Genomic DNA, 12,103 nt, shown 5'->3' with positions numbered 1-12,103 from the left:
AGGCGGGGCGGTGGGCGGTTCGGCCTATCCGGCCCGCTTGAGGGCGAATTTCATCTGGTCCAGCTTGGTCTTCAGCGAGGCGTCGTACAGACGCGAGCCCACCTTGACCTTCAGTCCGCCCAGCAGCGACGGATCGACGCGGGCTTCAAGTTCGGGGTCCTTGCCGAGCGCCTTGCGCAGCGAGGCCTTGATGGCGTTCATCTGGGCCGTGTCCAGCGGCGCGGCCGAAACGACCTCGGCCGACACCAGCCCGGTGCGGATGGCATACAGTTTGTCGAAGCCCGCGATCACGGCCGTCAGGTCAGCCGAGCGGCCGTTCTGGGCCAGCAGGCCGAGGAATTTGCGGGTCAGGCCGTTGAAGCCGGCCTTGTCGGCGATCGCGGTCAGGCCCTTGACCTGGTCCTCGTCGCTGATCACCGGCGAGGTGGCCAGGCGGCGCAGGTCCGCGCTCTCGCCCCAGGCCTTGCGCAGCGACTTCAGGTCGGCGCGAACGGCATCCAGCGCCTGACCTTCGTCAGCGAGGTCAAAAAGGGCCTGCGCGTAGCGTGCGCCGACAGTCGTAGTCCTGAAATCGTCAGCCACTCGTCAAGGTCCGCGATCAAAAAGCGTTTGGGTCGCAACCGGCGGTGACGGATCACCCCGATCAAAGGCTTGAAATGCTTGAAGAAAGCACAACGGTCCCCCGTCTTTCGATAGAGGTCCCGGTTCAGCCGGGCGCCTGATAGCACGGGCCTTTCCCCCTCGCAACCGAGGCCGAAGGAACGTTACGGTCGCACCCGCGCTCCCGTCCCACATCCCTTGATCTGTCAGGACCTGCGCACGGACGATGGCCGCCTCCACCTCCCGAAACGTCATCTTCGCTGCCCTCGCCGGCAATACGGCCATCGCCATCACCAAGCTGGTGGCGGCGCTGTTCACCGGCAGTGCGGCCATGATGAGCGAGGCGATCCACTCCGCGGTCGATACGGGCAACCAGATCCTGCTGCTGATCGGCCTGCGGCGGGCCGCGCGCCCGGCGACCGAGGCCCATCCGTTCGGCCACGGCCTGCAGCTCTACTTCTATACCTTTGTCGTCGCGGTGCTGATCTTCGGCGTCGGGGCGGTGATCTCGATCCAGCACGGCATCGAGCGGATCCAGCATCCCGAGGCGATCGCGTCGCCCTGGGTCAACTATCTGGTGCTGGGCCTGGCCATTCTGTTCGAGGGCGCCTCCTGGTGGGTCGCCCTGCGCGCCTTCAATCGCGAGCGGGCCGGCCGCCCTTGGCTGGGCACGGTGCGCAACAGCAAGGACCCCACCGTCTTCACCGTCCTGTTCGAGGACACGGCGGCCCTGTCGGGCCTGGTCGTGGCCCTGATCGGGCTGGCCGCCAGCCAGATGCTCGACATGCCGGTTCTGGACGGCGTCGCCTCGGTCGTTATCGGCCTGATCCTCGCGATCACCGCCGGTTTCCTTGCCTTCGAGAGCCAGAGCCTGCTGACCGGAGAGGCCGCCGATCCCGAAACCCGCGAGGGGATTGTGGCGCTGGCCCGGGTCGAGCCCGGCGTCATCGGTATCAACGACGCCCGTACCATGCATTTCGGCCCGAACGAGGTGCTGGTCGTGCTCAGCCTCGATTTCGACGACGCCCTGTCCGCCGCCCAGGTCGAGAACACCGTCGCCCGGCTGGAGCACCGTATCCGTGCGGCCTTCCCCCAGGCCGGCCGCATCTACATCGAGGCGCAGAGCGCCGCCAACCATGCCGCCGTCCACGCGGCCGTCCTGGCCGCAGGTGGTCCTGCCTCCCTTGTCCGCGATGTGCCGGACGGTCTGGGGGGTGACATTCCTGCCGCTTGATGGGCGGCAGGCCCCCCGCTACCACAGCGTAAATCACCGGAACCGGAACCCCCTTCATGCTCGACAGCATCACGCCCCTTCTCTCCGACCCTGCGGCCTGGGCCGCCCTGGTCACCCTTGTGGTGATGGAGGTGGTGCTGGGGATCGACAATCTGATCTTCATCTCGATCCTGTCGAACAAACTGCCGGAGCATCAGCGCTCGCGCGTGCGCCGGATCGGCATCGGTCTGGCCCTGGTCATGCGGCTGGGTCTGCTGTCGATCATCGCCTGGCTGGTCGGTCTGGTTCAGCCGGTCCTCACGGTGTTCGGCAATGAGTTCTCGTGGAAGGACCTGATCCTGATCGCGGGGGGCCTGTTCCTGGTGTGGAAGGCGACCAAGGAAATCCACCACACGGTCGACCCGGCCCCCAGCCACGACATGCTGGACAAGAAGGGCAACGCCAAGGACGTGGTCATTTCCAACGCGGGCGCCGCCATCTTCCAGATCATCCTGCTGGACCTGGTCTTCTCGATCGACTCCATCCTGACCGCGGTCGGCATGACCGAGCACCTGCCCATCATGGTCGTGGCGGTGCTGGTCGCGGTCACCGTCATGCTGCTGGCCGCCGATCCGCTGGCCAACTTCATCAACAAGAACCCGACGGTCGTCATGCTGGCGCTGGGCTTCCTGCTGATGATCGGCATGGTGCTGATCGCCGACGGCTTCGGCTTCCATGTGCCCAAGGGTTACATCTATGCGGCCATGGCCTTCTCGGCCGGGGTTGAGGCGCTGAACATGCTGTCGCGGGGCTCGGAGGCCAAACGGTCTGCGGCCGAGGATGCCGCCCGCGCCCGGGCCGAGGCGACCGCTGCCGAACAGCGCGCCGTCGTTGCCGAGGCCCGTGCCGCCGCCGAGGTGGACCGCAAGAGCTAGAGGAAGCTGTAGGGGTCGACGTCGACCGCCAGCCTCACCGAGGACGGCAGTTTCACGCGCGACAGCCACGCCCTCAGGAACGCCTGGATATCGACATCCCGGTCGGCCCGAACCAGCAGGCGTTTCCGGCGCCGACCCCGCACCAGCGCCAGCGGCGCATCGGCCGGGCCATAGACCTCCAGCCGCTCGGCATTGGGGATCGCCCCGGCCAGCAGCTGGGCGGCCTTTTCGACGGCATCCGCCTTGTCGCCCGACAGGATCAGCGCCGCCAGCCGTCCAAACGGGGGCAGGGCGGCCATCCTGCGCTCTTCGGATTCGGTCGCGAGGAAGCTGTCGCGGTCGCCTGCCGCCAGCGCCTGGAGCACCGGATGCTCGGGCGTCCAGGTCTGCAGCAGGGCGCGGCCCGGCCGCTCGGCCCGGCCCGCCCGACCCGTGGCCTGCATGAGCAGCTGGAAGGTGCGCTCGGCCGCGCGCAGGTCACCGCCCCTCAGCCCCAGATCGGCATCGACCACACCGACGAGGGTGAGGTTGGGAAAGTTGTGGCCCTTGGCCGCCGCCTGGGTCGCCACCAGAATGTCGATCTCGCCCCGCTCCATCGCCTCGACCAGTTCCCGCGCCGAACGCCCGTCCGGCGTGGTATCGGACGAGAAGATCGCCGTGCGCGCGTCGGGGAACAGGCTGCGGACCTCCTCCTCGACCCGTTCGACCCCGGGGCCGACCGGCACCAGACTGTCCTTCGCACCACACGACGGGCAGGTCTCGGGCTTCGGCATGGAAAAGCCGGTCAGGTGACACACCAGCCGCCCGGTATAGCGATGCTCGACCAGCCAGGAATCGGTGTCCGGCGCCGTCATCCGGTGACCGCAGGCCCGGCACAGCACCACGGGCGCATAGCCGCGCCGGTTCAGGAACAGCAGGGTCTGCTCGCCCCGCTCCAGCGTCTCGGCCATGGCGGTGCGTAAGGGAGGGCTCAGCCACGTCTGCGGCTCGGGCGGATCGGCCCGCAGGTCAACGAGCGCGATGTCGGGCAGCACCGCCGTCCCGTGTCGCGCCGTCAGCCTCAGCTCCCGGTACCGGCCCTGCCGGGCATTGCCGAGCGTCTCCAGCGACGGCGTTGCCGAGGCCAGCACCACGGCGGCGCTCTCGAACCGGGCCCGCGCCACGGCCAGATCCCGGCCCTGATAGATCAGGCCGTCTTCCTGCTTGTACGAGGCGTCGTGCTCCTCATCGACGACCAGCAGCCTGAGGTTTGGAAACGGCAGGAACAGGGCCGAGCGCGCGCCCACCACGATCCGGCAATCGCCTGCGGCCACTGCATCCCAGACCTGTCGCCGTCGCGGTCCCGTCAGCCCCGAATGCCATTCCGCCGGCGCCGCCCCGAACCGCGCGGCGATCCGCGAAATCACCGCCTGGGTCAGGGCGATCTCGGGCAACAGGATCAGCACCTGGGCGTCGGACTGGACCTCAAGCAACTGCCCCACGGCCTCCAGATAGGCCTCGGTCTTGCCCGAGCCCGTCACCCCGTCCAGCAGGAAGGCGGCGAACTGTCCGGCCACCGCCGCCTCGCCGATCTGGCGCGCGGCCTCGGCCTGATCGGGATTCAGGCTGACCGGGGCATGGTGCGGGTCGGGGGCGGGGAAGGGGGCGGCGCGGTCCGCCGGCCGGGCCGTGATCACCCCTTCGTCCACCAGTCCCTTGACCACCCCGGCCGATACGCCGGCCGCGCGGCCCAGTTCCGCCGCGCTGGACACCGCCGGCCCGCCCTCGAGCGCCTGCAGTACGGCCGCCCGCGAGGGTGTCAGGCGCACGGGCGCCTTTCCGGCCACGCGGATCAGCTGCATGGGCGGCTTGGGCGGCGCATGCCGCAGGGCCTTCAGCGCCAGGGCCGCCATCTCGCCGGGCGGCGACAGCGTCCAGCGCGCGGCCCACTCCAGAAAGTCCAGTGTTGCCAGGGGCAGGGGCGACAGGTCCAGCACACCCGCCACCGGCTTCAGCCGCCGGTTGGTGGCGGGAACCTCGCGAACCTCGGACACCACACCCGTGATCCGGCGCGGCCCCAGCGGCACGGTGACCAACTGGCCACGCGCCACGGCCATGTCGTCGGGCACGACATAGTCGAAGGCCTCTTCGACCGGCAGGGGAATCAGGACCGAGGCGACTTTCACCGCCCGACCCACTGGTCTAGAACCGCCCACATGAAACTGTTTCTCGATACCGCCGACGTCGCCGTCATCAAGGACATGCTGCCCACGGGCATGGTCGATGGCGTCACCACCAATCCATCCCTGATCGCAAAGTCGGGTCGCAACATCGCTGAGGTCATTGCCGAGATTTGCGCCCTCGTCGAGGGGCCCATTTCGGCCGAGGCCGTCGCGACCGACTTCGAGACCATGGTCAAGGAGGGTGAGAAGCTGGCCGGCATCGCCCCCAATGTGGTGGTCAAACTGCCGCTGACCTGGGATGGCCTCCGCGCCACGCGGGCCTTTTCGGACAAGGGCATCCGCACCAATGTGACCCTCTGCTTCTCGGCGGCCCAGGCCATGCTGGCGGCCAAGGCCGGCGCCAGCTTCATCTCGCCCTTCGTGGGTCGCCTCGAGGACCACGGCGCCGACGGCATCGGCCTGCTGGAAGAAATCCGCACCCTCTATGACATCCACGGATTCGAGACCGAGGTTCTGGCCGCCTCGCTGCGCAATCCCGGCCACGTCTCGGCGGCGGCGCTTGCGGGGGCCGATGCGGCGACCCTGCCGGCCGACACCTTCAAGGCGCTGGTCAAGCACCCGTTAACCGACAAGGGGCTTGATGCCTTCCTGGCCGACTGGGGCAAGACCGGCCAGAGCATTCTGTAAGACGGCGCGTCGCCTTGCCCGGCCGGCGCGCCAACCGGGGCCGACCGTGACCGAGACCGCCGACCTGTTCGACGACGCCGCTGAGGACGAGGGCCTGCGCTGGCCCGAGGTCCGCGCCTGGCTGCAGGGGCATGCCGAAACCGTGGCGGGCGATCGCGCCCTGCTGCAGGAACTGGGTCTGCGCCCGCATGGTCCCAATGTCGTGGATTTCGGCGCGGCCGCCCTGTCGCGGGTCGAGGCCGTCGCCGCGCGCGAGGCCGGGGCCCGCAAGGCCATCGAGGCCGTCGCCCGCGCCAATTTCGCCGCCCAGGCCCAGACCCACGTCGCCGTCCTCGACCTGATGGAGGCCCGCAACCCCTCCGATCTGGCGCGCCGTCTGGACGCCGCGGCCCAGGCCCGTTTCGGACTGGCCGGCGCCTCGATCGTTCTGGAAAAGCCCGGCGGCATTCCCTTCGGCTGGCGCGCGCTTGAGCCCGGCGGCGTCGACGGCCTGCTGGGCCGCAATGGCCTGCACCGGTTGGGCATGGGCGGGCAGGGACTGGGCCTGTTCGGGGCCGCCGAGGACGAGGTCCGCTCGATCGCCCTTGTCCGTATGGCTCCGCACGTCGGACCGAACGGGGGGGCGCGTCCGGCGCTCTGCGCCTTCGGCTCGCCCGATCCGGAGGGCTTCACCCCTGACATGGGCTGCGAACTGGCGGCCTTCCTGACGCGGGTGATCGAGCGCATGGCCGAGCGATGGCCGATCCTCAACTGACCGCGCCCGCCGGGGCGGCCCTCGACGCCTGGCTGCACCATCTCGCGCACGAGCGACGCCTGTCGCCCCGCACGCTGGAGGCCTATGGCCATGCCGGCCGGCGCTATCTGGCCTTCCTGTCCGGCCATTTCGGTGGAGAGGTTCGCATTGAGGATCTGGGGCGAGTCCGTGCCTCGGACCTGCGCGCCCATCTGGCCGAGCGCCGATCGGGTCCGCACCCCCTGTCCGGCCGCTCGCTCAGCCAGGCCCTGTCGGCCATCCGCGCCTTTCACGGCTTTCTGGAGCGGCGCCTGGGGGTCGAGGCGCCCGAGCTGGCCCTCGTCCGGGGACCCCGCATCAAGGCCACCCTGCCGCGCGCGCTCAAGGTCGATCAGGCGCTCGACCTGATGACGGCGACCGGCGACGATCCCGAAACACCGCCGTGGGAGGCCGCCCGCGACCGGGCTGTGCTGATGCTGCTGTATGGATGTGGCCTGCGGATTTCCGAGGCCCTCGGCCTGACCGATGCCGATGTCCCTCTGGGCGAGACCCTGCGCATCACCGGCAAGGGCTCCAAGACCCGCATCGTGCCCGTCCTGCCCCCGGTAGCCGAGGCCGTCGCCGCCTATCGCGACCTCCGGCCGTGGACCGAGGGCCCCGACCGCGCCCTCTTCCTCGCCAGACGCGGCGGCAAGCTCAGCCCCCGTCAGGTGCAGGCGGCCGTCCAGACGCTGCGCCGCCGCCTCGGCCTGCCCGAGAGCACCACGCCCCATGCGCTCCGCCACAGCTTCGCCACCCATCTGCTGGGCGCAGGAGCGGACCTGCGCAGCCTGCAGGACCTGCTGGGTCACGCCAGCCTGTCGACCACCCAGAAATACACCGCCGTCGACGCCGCCCGCCTGATGGGTGTCTATTCATCCGCCCACCCGAGGGGTTAGGGTTCCGGCCGGTCCGGCGTCAGATCGGGCGAGCACAGGGAGGCAAGGGTGACCGGTCTGGATCGGCGGACCCTGATCGTGTCGGCGGCGGGACTGGCGTTGGCGGGCCCCGCACGGGCGGCCCAGGATCCCGAACCCCGGCTGTTGACCAATATCCTGACGCGGGTGGCGGCCGAGGTCGAGCTGAACGGGCGCGGCCGCTATCCGCTGGTGCTCGACACCGGCGCGGGCCGGACCGTGCTGGCCGATACAGTCGCGCGCGAGCTCGCCCTGCCGGAAGGGCCGCCGGTTCTGGTCCACGCCATCACCTCGGCCGAGGTCCTGCCGACCGTGCGGCTGGCCCAACTGGATTTCGCAGGCCGCAGGATCAATGACCTGATCTGCCCGGTGGTCAGCCGCGAGCTGCTGGCCGCAGACGGGCTGCTGGGGCTGGATGTCCTGTCGCGCTACCGGATCAGCCTCGATCTGGCCCGCCGGCGGGTCTCGATGCGGCCGTCCGGCACCGATGTGTTCGAGGGCAGCCCCGCCTTCACCTCTCCGTCCCGCCTGACCCGCGAGGGGGTGCGCGCCGAGATCGGCCGCTTCGGCCAGCTGATCCTGCCCACAGCCCGGGCCGGGGGCGTTACCCTGTCAGCCTTCATCGACACCGGCGCCCAGTATTCGATCGGCAATCTGGCCCTGCTGAACGCCCTCAGCGCCGGGCGCGCGGACCAGCCCGGCCGCGACATCGAGGTATATGGGGTCACCGGTCAGGTTCTGACCGCCCGCGAACGCGAGGTGCAGGGACTGGAGATCGCCAATCGCGACCTCGGCCCCACAACCCTGCTGTTCGCCGACCTGCACGCCTTTCAGGCGCTGGACCTGATCGCCGCTCCGGCCCTGCTGATCGGGGCCGACATCCTTTACCGTTTCCGGCGGGTCGAACTGGACTATGGGCGCAGACGCATGACCCTGAGCGGGCTCAGGCCGCCACTGTCCGTCCGCTAGGACTGCATCGTCCAGCCTTCCACGCCCATGGCCGCCTGTCGGACGGCTTCCGAGCGGGTCGGGTGGGCGTGACAGGTGCGGGCGATGTCCTCCGACGATCCGCCGAACGCCATGCACATGGCGGCCTCGTGGATCATCTCACCGGCCTGCGGGCCCAGGATGTGGACGCCCAGCACCTTGTCGGTCTCGGCGTCCGCCAGCACCTTGGCATAGCCGTCGGTCTCGTGATTGATCTTGGCGCGACTGTTGGCGGTGAACGGGAATTTCCCGACCTTGTAGGCGACACCGGCCGCCTTCAGCTGGTCCTCGGTCTGGCCGATCCAGGCCACTTCCGGGCTGGTGTAGACCACGCCCGGCACCAGATTGTAGTCCACGTGCCCGGCCTTGCCGGCAATGGTCTCGATGGCCGCGACCGCGTCTTCCTCGGCCTTGTGGGCCAGCATCGGGCCGTGGGTCACATCGCCGATCACCCAGATACCGTCCGTGCCGGTCCTGAAGTGGTTGTTGTCGAGGAAGCCGCGCTTGTCGGTCGACAGGCCGACCGTCTCCAGACCCAGGCCTTCGGTGTAGGGGCGCCGCCCGATGGCGACCAGTACCACATCGCCCTTCAGGGTCTCGGCCTCGCCGCCCTTGGCGGGCTCGACCGTCAGTTCGACGCCGGATTTCGAGGTCTTGGCGCCGGTGACCTTGGCGCCCAGCTTGAACTTCATGCCCTGCTTGGCCAGCACGCGCTGGAAGGCGGTGGCGACATCGCTGTCCACGCCCGGGGTGATGCGGTCCAGATATTCCACCACGGTTACCTCGGCGCCCAGACGCCGCCAGACCGAGCCGAGCTCCAGGCCGATGATGCCGGCGCCGACCACGATCAGCTTCTCGGGCACCTTGTCGAGCGCCAGCGCCCCGGTGGAGTCGATCACCTTCCCGGCTTCGAAGGCCACGCCGGGCAGGGGGGTGGGTTCCGAACCCGTGGCGATCACGACATTGGCGGTGTTCAGCGTGGTGGTCGTGCCGTCGGCGGCCTCGACCTCGACCACGCCCTTGCCCTTCAGCCGGCCGCGGCCCTTGATCCAGTCGACCTTGTTCTTCTTGAACAGGAATTCGATGCCCTTGGTCAGGGCGGTCACGCTCTCCTGCTTCTGCTTCATCATCTGGTCGAGGTTCAGCCTGGGTGAGACCTCGATGCCCAGACCGGCAAACTCGCGCCCGGCCGCTTCATACAGTTCCGAGGCGTGCAGCAGGGCCTTGGAGGGCATGCAGCCCACATTCAGACAGGTCCCGCCCAGGGTGTCACGCATCTCGACGCAGGCAGCCTTCAGCCCCAGCTGCCCGGCGCGGATGGCGGCATTATAGCCCCCCGGGCCTCCACCGATGATGACGACGTCATAGGCGGTGTCGGATTGGGATGCCTGGGCCATGGGGTTCCTCGGTCGGGTCAGGGGCGCGGCGCGGAACAGGGGAGGGCCGCGCCGGATCGGTCGGCCCCCGCTCTAGCGCGCCTGTCGCGGGAATCAACCATCAAGACCGATGTGGGGATGGTCGGGTCAGACCGAAAGCTGTCCCGGCACACGTTTGCGCCGTCGTGCCCGGCTGACCACGACGATCAGTATGCCCAGCAGCACCAGCGCACCCAGCACCAGCCAGGTCGGGTCGACGCCCAGATCAGCGCCCAGCCCGCCGGGGGCTGCCGCCGGGCCGCCCTCGGTGATGGTCGACTGGGCCATCGGCGAATTCGGATCGACCTTGCCGCCCATATCGCTGCCGCTGCCGAAGCCGCCGCGGTCGATGGCGAGGCGCAGGACAGCATCGGCGATGAAACCGAGGAAATAGGCGACCGCCGCCCGGGGATTTCCGGAGCCCAGCAGGCCCGCCGCCACCAGGTAGAGGACGACCGCGCCGACCCACAGGGCGATCACCGGCAGGTCCAGACCGACCTGGGCCTCAGCCCCGGCCCGGGTCGCGGCCGTATCCAGACCGGCGCCCTCGAAGAAGGGCGACAGGAAAGGCCAGGCCAGCCAGCCCGCATAGGCCAACACCGCCAGAACGAGCAGAATACGCAGGAACTTCATGACCGGTCCTTTCGCATGACGGCGTTAACCCTACACCGGAAATCTCGGATTACCGAGAGTGTGCGGCCGTGCTTGACCCGGGCGACCGGATGGCGTTGGCATGGCGACCAAATCCGTCCGGGAGTTGTCTGATGCGTCTGATCCTGTCCTCGTTGGCCGTTCTGGCCCTCGCCGCCTGCTCGTCCGAGACCGAGGCGCCGGCCCCGGCGGAGCCTCCCCCTCCCGTGGAACTGGGCGGCGTCAATCTGGATCAGCCGCTCCGCGCGCTGGGCACCGAGCCTTTCTGGGGCGTCGACGTCACCGCCAATGAGCTTCTCTATTCGGGCGTCGACCGGCCCGAGCGCCGGGCCACCCACGACGGCCCCGAAGTGATGGGTACGGTCGCCACCTGGCAGGGCACGACGCCGGACGGGGGTGCGATGACCCTGACGCTGATGGCCACCGAATGTTCGGACGGCATGAGCGACCGCACCTATCCCCTGACCGCCCGCCTGCAGGTCGGGGATGAAACCCTGAACGGCTGCGCGGCCTCGACCTCGGCGATCGAGACGGTCGGCGAGTCCGGACGGGTCGTCGATCCCGCCTCTTAACGGTTCCCACATCGACGGTATGGCAGGGTTGCGGTCATGACCGCGACCCCGCCTGTTCTCCATGCCCCGGCCGACATCCGCCCGCTCACGGCGCTGCGATTCCTCGCGGCGGCCTGGGTGGTCGTCTATGCCTTCTGGCCTGACCTCAATGTCGGCGTCCTGCCCCATGCCGTGGCCAAGGGCTATCTGGGCGTCGAGGTGTTCTTCGTCCTGTCGGGCTTCATCCTGTGCCACGTCTATCTTGAGGCGTTCGGCACCAAGCGCTCGGACTATGGCGGCTTCCTCTGGGCGCGGCTGGCGAGGGTCTATCCGCTGCATCTCTTCACCCTGTTCGGCGTGATCGCCCTGGGGCTGGCGGCCACGGTCGCCGGCATGTCGCTCGACGCCAATATGCTCGACTGGGCCTCGCTTCCGGCCAATCTGGCCATGGTCCACGCCTGGGGTCTCGCGCCCGAGGCCGCCTTCAACCACCCCTCCTGGTCGATCTCGGCCGAGTGGTTCGCCTATCTGGCCTTCCCGGTCTTTGCCGCGGCCGCCTGGCGTATGCGCAACCGCCCGTGGATCGCGCTGGCCGCGACCGCCGCCTTCATCCCGGCCATCTATCTGGTGTTCGAGGCCCTCGCGGGCTTCCCCCTGACCCAGGCCACCATCCGCTGGGGCGCGCTCCGGATCGTGCCCTGCTTCGCCTATGGCTGCGCCCTGTACCTGATCTACCGTCGCGGCCCGATCACCCGGCCGGGCCTTCTGGCTGGCGTCGCGGCCCTCGGCCTCATGGCAGCCGCCGCCCTCGGTGCACCCGACGCCGTGATCGTTCTGGCGGCCGGCCTGATGATCCTCGGCCTCGCCGCCCTTCCGAACAGCCGCGCAGGGGTCATGGCCTCGGCCCCGGCCGTCTACCTCGGCGAGATCAGCTATTCGGTCTATATGGTCTGCATTCCGGTCAAGCTGGTGACCGTCAATCTGGCCGCCCGCCTGACCGGCAGCGGTGATGCCGGGCTGGCCTTTCCGATCTGGATCGCGCTGGTCCTGAGCGTGCCCGTCGTGGCCGCCGTCACCTACCATCTGGTGGAAAAGCCGGCGCGCGGCTGGCTGCGGGCCCGGCGCCCGGGTCGCAAGCGCGTCCTTCCGCCCACAGCAAATTCCCCTGTCGAGGGGTTTCAGGGCTCGAAAACTATCGTATAGGCCGAAGCAG

Annotated in this window: 12 protein-coding genes; 8 read left to right on the top strand and 4 right to left on the bottom strand. The window is 69.2% G+C overall.

Annotated features, from left to right (window positions below; translation table 11 throughout):
• Positions 1-24 precede the first annotated feature (24 nt).
• A complete protein-coding gene (locus tag LC068_RS07995) occupies positions 25-582 on the bottom strand; it encodes a F0F1 ATP synthase subunit delta (protein ID WP_226636134.1) in 558 nt (185 codons plus the stop codon).
• Between the two features lie 244 nt (positions 583-826).
• Here LC068_RS07995 and LC068_RS07990 point away from each other — a divergent pair, with 244 nt between their 5' ends.
• Entirely contained in the window at positions 827-1,834 is a 1,008-nt protein-coding gene (locus LC068_RS07990) for a cation diffusion facilitator family transporter (RefSeq protein WP_226636132.1), read from the top strand.
• 56 nt (positions 1,835-1,890) lie between these two features.
• Positions 1,891-2,748 (top strand): TerC family protein, encoded by an 858-nt coding sequence (locus tag LC068_RS07985; protein ID WP_226636131.1) that lies wholly within the window; start codon positions 1,891-1,893, stop codon positions 2,746-2,748.
• On the opposite strand, the gene LC068_RS07980 is transcribed toward LC068_RS07985, so the two are convergent.
• A complete protein-coding gene (locus tag LC068_RS07980; RefSeq protein WP_226636129.1) occupies positions 2,745-4,913 on the bottom strand; it encodes a primosomal protein N' in 2,169 nt (722 codons plus the stop codon). The genes LC068_RS07985 and LC068_RS07980 overlap by 4 nt on opposite strands.
• 30 nt (positions 4,914-4,943) lie before the next feature.
• On the opposite strand from LC068_RS07980, the gene fsa reads away from it, so the two are divergent.
• The 4 genes from fsa to LC068_RS07960 are packed head-to-tail and all read left to right on the top strand — an operon-like array spanning position 4,944 to position 8,255.
• Positions 4,944-5,597 (top strand): fructose-6-phosphate aldolase, encoded by a 654-nt coding sequence (gene fsa, locus LC068_RS07975; RefSeq protein WP_226636126.1) that lies wholly within the window; start codon positions 4,944-4,946, stop codon positions 5,595-5,597.
• A 46-nt stretch (positions 5,598-5,643) separates the two neighbouring features.
• Positions 5,644-6,351 carry a DUF484 family protein gene (locus LC068_RS07970; RefSeq protein ID WP_226636124.1) on the top strand — a complete coding sequence of 236 codons (708 nt, stop codon included), beginning with the start codon at positions 5,644-5,646 and terminating at the stop codon, positions 6,349-6,351.
• Positions 6,333-7,268: a tyrosine recombinase XerC gene (locus LC068_RS07965; protein ID WP_226636122.1), complete on the top strand. Its 936-nt coding sequence runs from the start codon at positions 6,333-6,335 to the stop codon at positions 7,266-7,268. Before LC068_RS07970 ends, LC068_RS07965 begins: the two co-directional genes overlap by 19 nt.
• A 48-nt stretch (positions 7,269-7,316) precedes the next feature.
• Positions 7,317-8,255, top strand: coding sequence for a retroviral-like aspartic protease family protein (locus LC068_RS07960; protein WP_226636120.1), 939 nt, complete (start codon positions 7,317-7,319; stop codon positions 8,253-8,255).
• On the opposite strand, the gene lpdA is transcribed toward LC068_RS07960, so the two are convergent.
• A complete protein-coding gene (gene lpdA / locus LC068_RS07955; RefSeq protein WP_226636118.1) occupies positions 8,252-9,670 on the bottom strand; it encodes a dihydrolipoyl dehydrogenase in 1,419 nt (472 codons plus the stop codon). The genes LC068_RS07960 and lpdA overlap by 4 nt on opposite strands.
• A gap of 126 nt (positions 9,671-9,796) precedes the next feature.
• On the bottom strand, positions 9,797-10,321 hold the full coding sequence (locus tag LC068_RS07950; protein ID WP_226636116.1) for a hypothetical protein: 525 nt from the start codon (positions 10,319-10,321) through the stop codon (positions 9,797-9,799).
• Positions 10,322-10,452: 131 nt separating this feature from the next.
• Here LC068_RS07950 and LC068_RS07945 point away from each other — a divergent pair, with 131 nt between their 5' ends.
• Together LC068_RS07945 and LC068_RS07940 are read left to right on the top strand one after the other, a co-directional pair.
• Positions 10,453-10,911, top strand: a complete 459-nt coding sequence (locus LC068_RS07945; RefSeq protein ID WP_226636114.1) for a COG3650 family protein — start codon at positions 10,453-10,455, stop codon at positions 10,909-10,911.
• Between the two features lie 36 nt (positions 10,912-10,947).
• The gene (locus LC068_RS07940; protein ID WP_226636112.1) at positions 10,948-12,093 is read left to right on the top strand and encodes an acyltransferase family protein; all 1,146 of its coding nucleotides are present in this window, start codon (positions 10,948-10,950) and stop codon (positions 12,091-12,093) included.
• Positions 12,094-12,103 lie beyond the last annotated feature (10 nt).

It is taken from the genome of Brevundimonas poindexterae (genome assembly GCF_020524625.1).
Classification (GTDB): Bacteria; Pseudomonadota; Alphaproteobacteria; order Caulobacterales; family Caulobacteraceae; genus Brevundimonas; species Brevundimonas poindexterae_A.
Note: the sequence above shows the minus strand (reverse complement) of the source record. Positions and strands in the feature narration are given on the sequence as shown.